General features: G+C 38.5%; 13 protein-coding genes and 2 pseudogenes. 7 read left to right on the top strand and 8 right to left on the bottom strand.

All coding sequences use genetic code 11. From position 1 onward, the window contains the following. Positions 1-10 precede the first annotated feature (10 nt). Together ytzI and FS458_RS16335 are read left to right on the top strand one after the other, a co-directional pair. Positions 11-187 (top strand): YtzI protein, encoded by a 177-nt coding sequence (gene ytzI / locus FS458_RS16340; protein WP_144702616.1) that lies wholly within the window; start codon positions 11-13, stop codon positions 185-187. Between the two features lie 25 nt (positions 188-212). Continuing rightward, on the top strand, positions 213-1136 hold the full coding sequence (locus FS458_RS16335; RefSeq protein WP_144702613.1) for a DNA-3-methyladenine glycosylase family protein: 924 nt from the start codon (positions 213-215) through the stop codon (positions 1134-1136). A 54-nt stretch (positions 1137-1190) separates the two neighbouring features. Here the strand turns inward: FS458_RS16335 and FS458_RS16330 are convergent, their stop codons facing one another. The 8 genes and pseudogenes from FS458_RS16330 to FS458_RS16300 all read right to left on the bottom strand — a co-directional run bounded on the left by FS458_RS16330 (position 1191) and on the right by FS458_RS16300 (position 7074). After that, positions 1191-2120, bottom strand: a complete 930-nt coding sequence (locus FS458_RS16330; protein ID WP_144702610.1) for an ATP-grasp domain-containing protein — start codon at positions 2118-2120, stop codon at positions 1191-1193. 90 nt (positions 2121-2210) lie between these two features. Then, a complete protein-coding gene (locus tag FS458_RS16325; RefSeq protein ID WP_144702607.1) occupies positions 2211-3419 on the bottom strand; it encodes a DUF4129 domain-containing protein in 1209 nt (402 codons plus the stop codon). Further along, on the bottom strand, positions 3413-4630 hold the full coding sequence (locus FS458_RS16320) for a DUF58 domain-containing protein (RefSeq protein WP_144702604.1): 1218 nt from the start codon (positions 4628-4630) through the stop codon (positions 3413-3415). Before FS458_RS16320 ends, FS458_RS16325 begins: the two co-directional genes overlap by 7 nt. A gap of 1 nt (position 4631) precedes the next feature. Continuing rightward, positions 4632-5579 (bottom strand): AAA family ATPase, encoded by a 948-nt coding sequence (locus FS458_RS16315; protein ID WP_144702601.1) that lies wholly within the window; start codon positions 5577-5579, stop codon positions 4632-4634. A 163-nt stretch (positions 5580-5742) separates the two neighbouring features. Beyond that, positions 5743-6039, bottom strand: a pseudogene (locus FS458_RS21135) (3D domain-containing protein); the annotation flags it as partial. Positions 6040-6063: 24 nt separating this feature from the next. Continuing rightward, a pseudogene (locus tag FS458_RS21130) lies at positions 6064-6252 on the bottom strand (peptidoglycan-binding domain-containing protein); the annotation flags it as partial. Positions 6253-6553: 301 nt separating this feature from the next. After that, complete coding sequence (locus FS458_RS16305; protein WP_144702596.1) at positions 6554-6712, bottom strand: aspartyl-phosphate phosphatase Spo0E family protein; 159 nt, start codon at positions 6710-6712, stop codon at positions 6554-6556. A gap of 197 nt (positions 6713-6909) precedes the next feature. After that, positions 6910-7074 (bottom strand): aspartyl-phosphate phosphatase Spo0E family protein, encoded by a 165-nt coding sequence (locus tag FS458_RS16300; RefSeq protein WP_144702593.1) that lies wholly within the window; start codon positions 7072-7074, stop codon positions 6910-6912. 306 nt (positions 7075-7380) lie between these two features. Here FS458_RS16300 and FS458_RS16295 point away from each other — a divergent pair, with 306 nt between their 5' ends. The 5 genes from FS458_RS16295 (at position 7381) to FS458_RS16275 (ending at position 13751) form a co-directional block, all read left to right on the top strand. Further along, entirely contained in the window at positions 7381-8697 is a 1317-nt protein-coding gene (locus tag FS458_RS16295; RefSeq protein ID WP_144702590.1) for a hypothetical protein, read from the top strand. Then, the gene (locus tag FS458_RS16290) at positions 8694-11486 is read left to right on the top strand and encodes a DEAD/DEAH box helicase (RefSeq protein ID WP_144702587.1); all 2793 of its coding nucleotides are present in this window, start codon (positions 8694-8696) and stop codon (positions 11484-11486) included. Before FS458_RS16295 ends, FS458_RS16290 begins: the two co-directional genes overlap by 4 nt. A 145-nt stretch (positions 11487-11631) precedes the next feature. Then, a complete protein-coding gene (locus FS458_RS16285) occupies positions 11632-12552 on the top strand; it encodes a hypothetical protein (RefSeq protein ID WP_144702584.1) in 921 nt (306 codons plus the stop codon). An 18-nt stretch (positions 12553-12570) separates the two neighbouring features. After that, positions 12571-13341 (top strand): SDR family NAD(P)-dependent oxidoreductase, encoded by a 771-nt coding sequence (locus tag FS458_RS16280; RefSeq protein WP_144702581.1) that lies wholly within the window; start codon positions 12571-12573, stop codon positions 13339-13341. A 131-nt stretch (positions 13342-13472) separates the two neighbouring features. Then, positions 13473-13751, top strand: a complete 279-nt coding sequence (locus FS458_RS16275; protein WP_066236049.1) for an HU family DNA-binding protein — start codon at positions 13473-13475, stop codon at positions 13749-13751. Positions 13752-13854: the final 103 nt, after the last annotated feature.

Raw genomic sequence — 13854 nt, 5'->3', positions numbered from 1 at the left:
AGGAGTCTGTATGAGCATATTAACGATTTCAATATTAATTACCCTCGTTATCATTATCTTCGTCGTAATTATTTTCGCAGCCGCCATTACAAAAGGTTATGCCTATAAACATACAATCGATCAGTTAGACGACAATCCCTATATAAATAATGAAGATAACGATAAAGAGGTAAAAGAGGGTAAGTAGCTTCAATAAGAAGGGATGGTTATGGATGGAGTTTGTGATTGAACCTAAACCACCGTTTGATTTTCAAAAGATGATGCAGCGACTAACGGTTACAGGGAAAACTCATGTCTTAAAACTCAATGAACAATTTACAGAATACGAAAAAATAATCAGGATAGAAGAAATTCCTTGCTATGTAAAAGTAGTATCGAGCGGAACGGTTACTAACCCTATTCTGAACTGTAAAGCAATACCTTTAATTGGTCGAGTATCTGAAGAGGCAGTTAAGAAAAAAATACAACAATTGTTTTCAACAGAAGTCGATCTGTCACCTCTTTATAACCACTTTGAAGAACACGAGAAATTGGTTGGAGTACTGCAACGCTTTGAGGGGTTAAAGCTTCTGACAGACACGGACCTGTTTGAGTCTATTGTAAAAATTATTATCGGCCAGCAAGTAAACTTAACTTTTGCTGGAACGTTGACCGAACGCCTGATTGAGCTTGCTGGCGATAAAGTGGAAGTAGAGGGAAGTACATTTCAAGTGTTTCCAACTCCAAATTCTGTTGCAAAGCTAGAGTATGAAGACCTTCGTGAGCTTCAATTCAGTCAGAGAAAAGCCGAATATATCATTGACCTAGCAAAGCTTATTGCAGGAGGTAATCTTGATTTAGAAAGCTTATGGAGTATATCGGATGAAGAAGTTCTACAAGCTCTATTGCCTATAAGAGGGATAGGGAAATGGACGATCGAATGTCTTTTAATCTTTGGTATGGGAAGAACGGATGTACTGCCTGCTGCAGATATTGGATTAAGAAATGCCATCCGTCAAGTTTGGAAGTTAGATGAGCAACCGTCAGAAGAAGAGGTAAGGATGCTTGCGCAGGATTGGACACCGTGGCGTACATATATCACTTATTATCTATGGGAGAGTTTAAATCAGACTCCTGTAGTTGTGGATCATACTTAATAGCTTAATAAAAAGGTGAGGGCATATTTTGAGATGACCGTCACCTTTTTATTATTATAATTCTGTACCTAAAAACTCCGCGATCGCCTTCATGCCATATATATTTGCTTCTGCTTCAGCATCACGGTTGTAGTTCGTATTCGTGTTTACATCATAAGCATATACGTTTCCACTCTTGTCCGTAATGATCTCGATACCGGCAAATGTAATGCCATTTGCATCTAAGAATGCTTCATAACTTTCTTGATTTGGTAAAACAAAGTCTTTAAGAATCTGAAACTTTGGCGTTAGATTCTCTGTCTGATCTGTAATCGGACAGAACTGATCACCTATCTGACAAGCATCAGCCGGACAAAGTTCGAATCCATCAGAAGTATCTACTTGAACGGCATATAAAAATTTGCCGCCAATAAATTCGCAGCGCACGATATAAGGTTCTGGTGCTTCGATATAATCTTGTAGCAGAGTAATTCCGTCGATGGATTCATCAAAATTCTCCGAATGTACATAAGACTCTAGTGCAGTTTGCGTTTGGAACAATTGAACGCCTAGACCTTTACCCGCACGGTTGTGTTTCGTGATGAAAGGGCCGTTAAATTTCGTTGCAGCATGTATCAGTTCATCTTTTCCGTAAGCGGCAATCGTTCTGGGAACAGGTATATGAAATGCTTTTAATGCGCTGTATTGTTTCACTTTACTGATCTCGAGCTGAAGCGCTCTTGAGTCGTTAAATACTTTACGATCATAGCTCTCAAGCCAGGATAGTACCGCAGACGTGTATTCAGGTGAATATCGGTGTCCTCTCGTATGAGAGGAGGCACTCATTCTGTTATAGAAAATACCTTGTGGTGGAGCTTCTGTCAGATCTATGTGTCCTTTTTTCATATGCCAATCTTCATAAGGTAGTCCGAGTTCTTCAAAACGTTGGAATAACGGAGCAGTCCATTCACTATTCTCATGAATCACATATATTTTTTTTGTCATAATATCCTCCTTGTATGCAAGAAATCCGACTAATTATATATTATTAGTCTATATTAAATGAGGTGGTATGAACAGAAAAAAGAAGCCGTCTTATTTCGGCTTCTTCTTCAAGTGATCCGACTTTTCAAATTTTTTCAATGCACTTACATACTGATTGTACTCAGTATCAGAAATGCTCTCTTCACCGTAACGTACTTTTTCATAAGCAGCTAAAACAGAATCTGCATCTTTTCCGGATAGTTCAAGTCTTAGAAACCAGTTCACCGCAGATTCACCAGGCTCTCTTCCAAATCCCTTCTTATCCATCACTTTTTCAAATTGTAAAAATTTCTTTCTAGTCCTGTCTTTGGAGTGAAGCCATCTTTTCTTGCCGATCAACTGGCTGTTCGCATATGAACTATCAAGAACTGAAATGTTTCCATTAAGCAAAAGGCTGGATTGATTGTTGAATATATTTCTCTTTTTCCAAAGAAAGAATATGACGATGATGATAAGAATCGCGATTGTCGTGTATAGAAGCATCGGAGATTCCGCAAGTGTTTCAGGACGCTGCTCTACTATGTCCTCTGTCTTATTACTCAATTCCATCTTTCCGCCTTCTTTTGTATTAAACAATTTCTTAATCATTTGAATCAATGGGGGAAGAAGGGAAAGCAACTCCCAAAGAGGAACCGCCAAAATATAATACAAAATGAAGAATACACCGTCTAGAATCCAATAAATTAGTTGTTTTAACGGTCCTAATACAGCAAGGATCACCCCGCTTAACCCAACTAGCGTTAAAGGAACCGCAAAATCCTTCATTACGATCCGAATAGAATCATTCTTAAAATAGTGCAGAGTCATTTTAATGAGCAACATGAGCATGAATTGTGTCCAGATTGCTCCATATATGACGGTGTAGCCATCTTTAAAAAAGAGCGAAAGAAAGAATGTTAACACTGCGCCAAGACCAAAAATTAATTCAAGATCTGTCTTAAAAGGATCATTCCAATTTTCTGCGCTTCTCCACATAAGGACGATTGAGATCAGAATGGATAAAAGGAGAGAAGAAGTCATATACCAAAACAACAGTGATGATAAGATCACAACAGCAAGAAGGGTGATCTTATTTAAGTTAGGTTTGTAAAGGTATAAAGCTCCGCTAACCGCGATAATTGGAATGAGATTTGACGTGAACCATACGAATTCAAACCACGTTGCACCACCTGAAAAGATGGTCATGAAGATAAATACAAGCATGGCATCAAAGGTTACGTTCAATCCATAAAGTGAAAACTGCTGATTTTTCTTTAGCATGATGCGACCTCCGATGAAAGGTATGGCATCAGTATGGCATGTTCTTCGTTATGCTCGACATAAAAGGTTCTTCCACCTGATCTAGACCACTTCTTAATTAAGATTTGAGAACTTTGGTCAGTAGGAATATGACCTAAAAAGATGACGAAAGGACTCGTTCCAACAAAACTACGATCCATCTTATTCCACATGATCTGAGGTTTCACGATAACATTAGATCGGTCAATCCTCGCCAGACCTTCAAGGATACTGCTCAGGTGGATCGCTCCGCTTCCAGTTGGCACATGATACATCCCCATCGGACCTGGAACTTTAAAATTAATGAACACTTCAAAAGGAATCCCTTTTTCAGCAGCAAATTGACACATGTATGCCAAGTGACTGATCTCGTTCTCCATATCCTCAAGAGATTTCATCTCTTTATGATCAGGAAGTATCGTATAAACAAATGTCCAGTGATATACAACTGTTTTTTCAAAAACTTTTGTTTGAAGCGAGCCTGAGCGTGCTGTAGCTTTCCAATGTATTTTATGAAAAGAGTCTCCTGGAGAATAGTCTCGGTTACCTGCAGGAAGAGATACGTTCTCAAATAATGCAAAAGGTCTTACAGCTTCACCGCTGCCTTGAGAAAACAGATGCTCAATACGATGAACAGGGAGTGGCCTCGGGTAAACGACAATTTCTGTTGGAAATATACCGTTATAAGCCAAGGCTTGACCACTTAATGAAAGAGGATCTTGTACTTGAAGTGTCAAATTAGAAATTCTTGTTGTTCCTCTTCTTGTAGCAGTATAAGGTATTGTTTGTGTAAAAGCTGTTTGGCGATAGAGTGCAAAATGACGCTTAACTTCAATTCTTCCTTTTGAAGTATTGTTGGACTCAACATGACCTATGACCTCTATCGGAGCTCGATGTGTGAAGATGAGCTCTCCTCTATAAGAAGGCCACCTTCCTTTATGAACAAGTTTTACATGGAACTGATCTGTATCACCCGGAAACAAACGATGAACTTGTTTAGTAGTATCTAAAACAATGTCCTTTGTTGCTGATCTAGATTGCAGCAATAATGTTCCATACAAAAAAATGATCGCAAGTCCTAATAAAAACAGAAATGGAATATTACGATAAAAACCTATCAAAAGTATTAATGGGCTGAAAATAACTAAGGCCCGAAAGATGGATTTAATCCATACCTCGCTGTTCCATTGCATGTTATCTACCTGCCTCAGATTCTACAGGGACAATAATAGCTTCAAGGATCTCTTTTAACACTTGATCTTTCGTTTTTCTCATCGTTCCTTCCATCGTCAATACTAATCGGTGAGTTAAAACATAAGGAGCTACGAATTGGACATCGTCTGGAGTAACGAACGTTCTTCCTTGTACATAAGCAGCGCCTTGAGCAGCTCTCATAAAGGCAAGGGTACCACGAGGAGACACACCGTTCTCAATAAATTCATGACTGCGGGTCGCGTGAACGATGGATAGTAAATAATTCTCAACACTATCACTAACATGAATGTGCTTTACTTCTTCTTGCATGACTAATATACCTTCTAAAGTGAAGACAGGTTCTAAAGAATCTTGTGGGTTATTTTTACGATACATGTGAAGCATTTCTTTTTCTTGATCGTAGTTTGGAAAGCCAGACGGTAATTTCATAAAAAAACGATCAAGCTGGGCCTCAGGAAGGGGGAATGTTCCGTGAGATTCAATAGGGTTCTGTGTTGCTAGAACTAAGAAAGGAGACGGAAGGGGAAGGGTTTCACCATCAATCGTAACCTGTCTTTCTTCCATCACTTCTAATAGACTAGATTGTGCTCGAGGAGTCGCACGGTTAATTTCATCTGCTAATAAGATGTTCGTCATAACTGGACCGGGACGCAACTCAAACTCTTGATGCTTCGGATGAAAGAACTGTATGCCCGTAATATCAGCGGGAAGGATATCGGGTGTGAACTGAATTCTTTTAAATTCTCCACCTATTAATCGAGCAAGGCTTTTAGCAAGTACAGTTTTTCCTGTTCCAGGTACATCTTCTAATAATAAATGACCTTTATTGACGATCGATATCATCGTTAATTCGACAAGTTCTTCTTTTCCTGTTAACACTTCAGCTATTGCATTTTTAATTATTGTCATCTGATTCTTCATGTTCATTTATGTACATCCTCTCAAAAAAGTTAATTTAACTTTATCATTATTATAATATTTAGAAAATAAAAAATGTAATATTTTTGAAATTAATGTAAACATAAAAAAACTCACAGCGTTTTTTACGCTGTGAGCAAAGAAAAGATGAGGTACAGTGACCTCATCTCATTTAGTTTAAAATTGTAATATTTACACTTTTTCTTCCCCAATTAACGGCATCAGAATAGTTCTTCATAAATACATCAATTTCCTTACCATTGATTCCACCACCGGTATCGTCAGCCACAGCATAACCATAACCAGGAACATAAACAACAGATCCGATAGGAATAACGTTTGGATCAACTGCTATTACTTTTGCATAAGGAATTTCTTTTAGATTTGTACCATTGAAAGTTGTACCGCTGCAGCCTTCACAACTTGCCGTATAGGCAGTCGCAGCAACAGTCATACTCTTTTTTGTAACGTTATTTTGAATGCTGTTAAACGTTTGAGGTCCAGCAATACCGTCTACTGATAAGCTCTTAGCTCGTTGATAGTCTGTTACGGCTTGCTTAGTAACGGGACCATAATAACCTGTTGTTACAGCAAAATCATAGAATCCTAGCGCTTTTAATTTTCCTTGAAGTTCATATACGTCATTGTCCCAAGTACCCGGTCGGAGAGTGTGATCCCCCATTGCTGCAAATCCACTAACGGGAGCAGAAACGAGCAATCCGAATGCCAGAGCCCCTGTAATTACCCATTTTTTTATCATGATAACTCCTCCTAATATGTATAATTGGTTAAATACGCCTCGGTTGCCAATTATACTAATCGAATGTAACAAACTCATTAGGAGAAGATAACAAACAGATTACATTACTATTTTCATATAATAATAGGTAATTATGGAATTTAATAGATATCCATGATGTACGATAGGATAAAGTAGAGAATAAGATTCTTAAACGACAAATTTCCCAGGAAATAGACAAAAATTACGAGTTATCGCTAGGCTCACCAATAAACTCATCTAAGCGATTCAATAACTGATCTAATTCCTGACTGCAGATTACTGTTTCTTTAGCAGTTAAACCATATGTTTTGCCAAGACATAACAATACTTCACGTTTTTCCTCAATTAATTGCAATAACATGTTTCATTCACAACTTTCATGAGAGATTTTGTCTTCACTTAATATGCAATAAATTTACAAAAAGAAAAAGGGTTTCGTCTAAAAAAGTGATAATGTTACAAAAATCTACATAAGGCTGGGGTTGTATGTCGAATTGAGAATATAGGAGATGGAAGGCTTTCTGTAAATTAAAAAACGACCTGGATAAAGGTCGCTTTTTATGCTTTTTGTTGGATTTCAGCGTACTGATTTAATAATTGGTCGAGCTGTTGGCTTATTGTGACCAGTTTAGGGTGTGTTAGTTCATAGTTTAGTTGATTTGAGATTCGATATAATTCTTCTCTTAATAGGAGAATTCGTTCTTGAATACTTTTTTCTATCATAAGTAGTTCTTCCTTTCGGGATGTAACGACTAAGAAGTCTCTATGGCAATTGACTGGCATATCATTAAAGATAAACCTAACTCCACGGAACTTCTTTTCAAATAACTTATACTTTGGTTCATGCTTGTACAAGCCTTTATGAGACACTTCACTTAAAGTTATCGGTAAAAATTGGAATTGTTTTAGGTGTTAAATGTGTATCTTTGGTCAATTTCATCGGTTTCCTTTAAAATAGATATGATATACATGAATGAGTCTAGATGTATTTTGCTATAATTGGTAATAAAAAGAAAGGGGGGAGACGGAATGAAACCAACTGAAGAGCATAAAGATAAGGGCGAAACTCAAGTTCATTATGAAACGCCTGAGCAAAAAGTTCAAAACACACATTCTGTTCAACTATGGCGTGAGTATTTTTCAGAACGGTTTGAAACATTCGAGAGACGTAAACTGCAAACCGTCTCCTTTCGAGATCTCGCAGACGGAAAAGATACGAGTTATACGTTTGTTCATATTTACCGAGATTATTACCCTGCGCTCTTAAATGCAGGACAATTCTTTGACGAAGATATTGCGTTGTTATACAAATATCACGTACAGATCGAAACGCTGCTCCGATTGTTTTCTTTTGAAGCTCAGTATGGTGTGGCTACATATATGCAATCGAACTTTGATGCTACCGTTGAGAAACTATGTGATCAAATGTATATTACATTAAAACAGATCGACAGCAAAAAGTTACTAAATGAGAATAAAAAGCTTGTGGAAGAAAGTTTAAGAAACTTTCAGAGTTTATATGAGATTCCACCTAAGTGGGGACATCTTCTATTTTATCTATTCCAGATCAGCTGGTCGTTACTTTATATTGAACAAGCTTGGGTGTCTAAATATGAGAAGCAGCTTTTAGAAGAAAAAGAGAGTGGCAAAACATCTCAAATGCTCGAACTGGCTCTTGTTCATTTTGCCTTTGCAAGTGGAAATGAAGAACTTGCTTTCAAACGACTAACTCAGTGTGAGAAAAAAGTAGACATGGTTCATTATCTCGTTTGGATGAAGTTATTGGTAGACAAACAAGAATGGGATCGCCTCTTGTTATGGCTGCTCGATCTTAAGCCATATTTCTTAGAAGGTGTTGGTACGTACTATTATCATTCCGATTCTCGAGAGTTTTTTCATGAATACTTAAGCTATTTTTGGAAGTACGCTCAACACACAGGTGACGAGGATCAGTATGAAGAGATGCTGATCGAATTTTTACCCATCACGTTCTATGAGTATGGTGAATATTTGATGGTGATCGGTGAGCATGAGAGATGGGTGGAACTGCAAGTAATCATGGGCTACTCACCAGAGTTGATTCAAAGAAAAGATCTAAAAGAGGTCGTGTCTTTTCAAAAAGAATCTGCTTTGCCGATCTATCATCAAGCGATCGATAGGCTTATTAATGAGAGGACAAGAAAATCTTATCAATCCGCCATTAAACATTTAAAAACGCTTCGCACTTTATATTTTGATCTTGGAGAAGAAGAACGTTTTTCACAGTATATCAATCAGATTGCTACAGTTTATGGGCGGCTTAGAGCCTTTCAGGAAGAGCTTAGGAAAGGAAAGTTTATTTCATGATCGATACAAGCAATCTTTTGCTACACGCGAAATGGCTTCATGGCAACATGGTTTTATGGGCCACAAAACATCAAAAAAGAGTGCATGTAAACGACTGGAAACCTCTTTTATTTACATGGCATAAGCCTTCATTTTACGGGACATTGCTAGATGTTGATGATGATCAGAATGTTTATTTGGATGCTGGGGAAGCATTTGATCTTTTTAATCGCTACCCCGACTTTTTTCTGGCGGAAAACAATTGGGAAGAAGATTCTTGGGCTTTTGTAAGAGAGGCTAACGATGTCTTTCGTTTGATGCAAAAAGATAAGGTTACTCCTGATTACGAGGCATGGAAAACAGGGGTATGGGCATGGAGAACGGATGGAGAGAGAATTGAATCGGCGTGGTTGAATGAAGCTCTCTCTACATTGCCACATGACGGAAGTACTTACTTGCCTTCAAACTTTAACAGAGATCGTATGAAGGGGGTACCTCGACAGATTATATCGGCCTTAAATCACTTGAATGAAGAGGAATGGCTGATTAAGATTGGCTGGAGAAAAGATCCGAAGCCCTTTGATATCATTTTTGAACTGTCTGAACCTGCTAATGATGGTGAAGGTAGTGAAGATATATGGAAGCTGAACGTCATTCTTCAAGAAAAAGATGATGGAATAGCTGTACCTTATCTCGGAAAGAGCACACTTCTCCCAGAGGAATGGAAACCTTTTAAAGAGATGTTAGAATCTGATATAGAGCTCGTAACAAAATTAATCTCATGGTTAAAACCAAATACACGTAAAGAAATTCGTAATGAGATAACCGAAAAAGAGGCTTGGGATTTTTTAACGCTAAAAAGCGATCTGTTAAGGCAGATTGGACTTACCGTTGTCCTTCCAGCATGGTGGCAGACCGTTCAAGAACTTCAACCGAAAGTAAAAGCAAAGATAAAAACAAAATCGCAGCAATCTGGCGGTGCACCGTCTTTCCTTGGATTAAATGCAATCATGCAATTTGATTGGCGAATGTCAACGGGGGACGAAGAGCTTACAGAAGAAGAGTTTCGAAAACTCGTTGATGGCAGCAGAAGACTCGTGCGAAGAAACGGTCAATGGTACAGAGTCGATCCTGAGTGGATGAAACAAGTACGGCATCTTATTAAAAACGTGGATCGTACAGGCATACAGCTAAAAGATGTGTTAGAACAACATCTGCTAAACATGGAAACCAACCCTGCTGAAGATGGTCTTGAAGGAATAGAGTCAGAAGGACCGATGCTTGACATTGAGTGGGATGAACCATTGAACGCATGGATGGATCAGCTTACAGAGATCAAGACATTACCTATTCAGCCAAAAGCTGAAAACTTGATCGGAACGTTAAGAGACTATCAAAAGACAGGTAGTTCATGGATGTACTTTCTCCGGGAATTCGGTCTTGGTGGTTGTTTAGCAGATGATATGGGACTAGGGAAAACCGTTCAGACCATTGACTATTTCTTAAAAGTGAAAGAAAAAGAAAAGCACGAAGGCACTTTTTTGCTCGTATGTCCTACTTCTGTAATCGGAAACTGGCAAAAGGAGCTTCAAAACTTTTCACCGACTTTATCGGTAGGTCTTCATTACGGAGGGAACCGGAAAAAAGGAGATCAATTTACTGAGTGGTACAAAAAATTCGATGTTGTTATCACTTCGTATACGACATGCCAGCTTGATTTTAATGAGATGAGTGAAACGTTTTGGGAAGCGATCGTACTCGATGAGGCACAGAACATCAAGAACAGTTATACAAAACAATCAAGAAGTATCCGCAGGCTGAACGGACGTCACAAGATTGCGTTAACGGGAACTCCTGTAGAAAACAGGCTTCTTGAGCTATGGGCGATCTTCGACTTTCTAAACCCAGGATATTTAGGGAGCGAACCATCGTTTCAGAAAAAGTTTGTAGTACCAGTTGAGAAAGACAATGATACGTTGCGTTTACAGCAGTTAAAACAGCTTGTTCAACCATTCCTGCTGCGACGGACGAAGATGGATCCAGCGGTACAGCTTAATCTGCCTGAGAAACAAGAGATCAAAGAATATTGTCCATTATCAAAAGAACAAGCTTCTATGTATGAAAGACTTGTTCAAGATACGTTTGAGCAGTTAGAAAAAGTTACAGGGATGCAAAGGCGTGGATTATTACTCGCGATGTTAGGCAAATTAAAGCAAATCTGCGATCATCCGGCTCTTTATACGAAGAATGATAAGCTAGGAAAACTTGAGGATCAGTCTATTAAATTTGCAAAAACGATTGAATTGATCGATGCAATTCTTGAAAAAGATGAAAGGTGCTTGATCTTTACACAGTTTATCTTTATGGGTGAATTAATAAAGAAGTATGTGGAGAAAAAGTTTGGCAGATCCGTTCTCTTTTTGCATGGAAGTCTAAGCAAGCAAAAACGTGACCAGATGATTGAAAGTTTTCAAGACGGAGAGCATCCGATCTTTATTTTATCTCTAAAAGCTGGAGGAACTGGTCTCAACTTGACCGAAGCCAATCACGTTATTCATTATGATCGATGGTGGAATCCAGCTGTTGAGAATCAAGCGACTGATCGTGCCCATCGTATCGGACAGAAAAAATTCGTGACGGTGCACAAGATGATTACGCTTGGCACATTAGAAGAGAAGATTGATATGATGCTCGAGAGCAAAAAAGAACTTTCAGAAAAAGTGATTCAGAGTGAAAATTGGATTACGGAACTATCAACAGACGAATTAAAAGATCTATTTACGCTAAGAAAAGAGTGGGTAGAATCTTAGGAAAAGCACAGCGAGTGAGCTGTGCTTTTTTGTGTGCTTCCCTGAGCTTGGTTTTCGGTTGAATGAATTTCTAATTTATAGAAGCGTCTTTTTCACGAGTTTTTTGATAAACTTATACTATTATCCAAAAATTAGGGGGAGAACGATGCAGTTTGAATCATATCTAGCTTGGGGTATGTCCAGTATTTTTCTTATATTATTAATCCTCATCTATAAGAAAAAAGCGACTCATGAAGAATCTAACATTGGGTGGAAACTGATCGGTTACTTTTTGTTAGGTACGTTTACGTTTCGCATTGATTCATTGGTATTGCCTGTAGGTATTTCGATTTTCTTACTCTTTTTTCTTCCTAAGCTTATCCTTAATAAGGATGCAAAAAAGTGGGCTGCTTCTCTCGGGGTGTTATCTTTTTTATCAAGCATTATTGTGAACTACTCAGTAACAGCTTTCTATGAAGAAGTGCTTCATGTTAAAGCAGCAACAAATGTGTATGAGATGAATTTTTATAATGAGTATGAGAAGGTAAAGAAAGCGCTACATGCAGAGGGAGAGCTTGCTATAAACAATGTGGAAATCAACTTTAATAGCGATGGAGAAGTTCGGCAGTTTAATTATGAAACTTCTTATTATAGAGATGGAAGAGATATGAATGCATGGATCTCTTTGCATGATGGGAATTATCAAATAAGTACACATGTTATGGATGAAGAGCTCGAAATGGTAAATCGTGAAAACTTTATTTCTTCACCTAGCATTTATTTTAAAGCTCTCGATCTGCATGGCTTAAAAAATATGGTGCCCAAGGGTGATTCCTATTACGTGAGTTTTACGAACTCTGATGCAATCCACCTTGATAAGAACAGCTCTCTATGGAATATAGAGAGATCAGGTATTACTGAAAAGACAGCAGTAGCCGTAACTGCTGAAGAAAATTCTGAAACCGAGGAAGAAACGGAATTTGAAGCTTATCATATTAGCATCAATACGATGAATGCTATGGGAGTGGGAGCCTATCAGTCAGATCAAGTCCGTTACTTCATCATTTCCCCGGAACTTTTTAACTAAATAGAGGAGGTCATATACGTGTATCTACCGTCATTTTCACTTAAAGGCAAAACAGCACTCGTAACGGGTGCTGGAAGAGGGATCGGACAAGCGATCGCGATTGGATATGCAGAAGCCGGAGCGGATGTGATCATTGTATCCCGAACACAATCTGATCTGGAAAAGACAGCACAGTTGATTGAACGTGCAGGAACAAAGGCGTATCTTTTTGAAGCGGACGTTACGAACAAGGATCAGGTTAAAGGAATCTTTGAAACACTAGATTCAGAGCAGGTTAGGGTCGATATACTTATGAACAATGCTGGAATGAATATCCGATCAAAAGCTTTAGATGTATCTGATGAAGAATGGGATACGATCATGCACACGAACCTTCGTTCAGCTTTTTGGTTCTCACAGCAAGCTGGTCTACGAATGAAGCAAGCTGGAGGAGGAAAGATCATTACAATTTCTTCTGTTGCTGGACATGTTGCTCTTCGTACCGGCGTAGTCTATGCCTCTACTAAAGCTGCGATCATACAGATGACAAAGAACTTAGCTCTTGAGTGGGGACAGTACGGCATAAATGTGAACAGCATCGGACCGTGGTATTTTAAGACACCATTAACAGAGAAACTTTTAGCCGACGAGAAATATTTACAAGATATACTCGCTGTTACTCCGCAAAACAGAGTAGGAGAACTACCGGACCTTGTGGGACCAGCGGTATTTTTAGCTAGTGAAGCAGCTGATTACGTGAACGGCCAAACACTATTTGTTGATGGTGGAATGACCATTCAAGGGTTCTGATTAGAAAACGAATTATTAAACTATATAAATATTTTTCGGAATTTTGTATCTTTCTGTATGAAACCTATTTTTTTCGTTAATAATGTTGCTACACAAGCAGTTCATTCAATGTTTGAAGGGAGCAACTTATAATGAAAAAGATGGATTTAGTAGATGCAGTTCGAAATGCAACGAGTATGAACAAAAAGGAATCAGCGCTTGCCGTTGATGCAGTGCTAGATGCGATTACAGATGCTTTGAAAAACGGTGAAAGCGTGCAGCTTATCGGTTTCGGAACATTTGAAACAAGAAACCGTAACGCAAGAAAAGGACGTAATCCTCTTACTGGTGAAGAGATCATGATCCAGGCTAGCAACGTACCTGCTTTCAAGCCAGGTAAATCGCTAAAAGAAGCGGTAAAAGCCGTTTAATCGTCAGCAGATACGAAAGACGCTTTCCTCGAGGAAAGCGTCTTTTTGTCATATTTAGGCGAAAAATAAACGAATTTGACGTGCGAAATCCTGAAAAAAATAA

The sequence above is a fragment of the Fictibacillus phosphorivorans genome (assembly GCF_007673525.1).
In the GTDB taxonomy this organism is placed as follows: domain Bacteria; phylum Bacillota; class Bacilli; order Bacillales; family Fictibacillaceae; genus Fictibacillus; species Fictibacillus phosphorivorans_C.
This window is presented reverse-complemented; position numbering and strand designations above follow the sequence as displayed.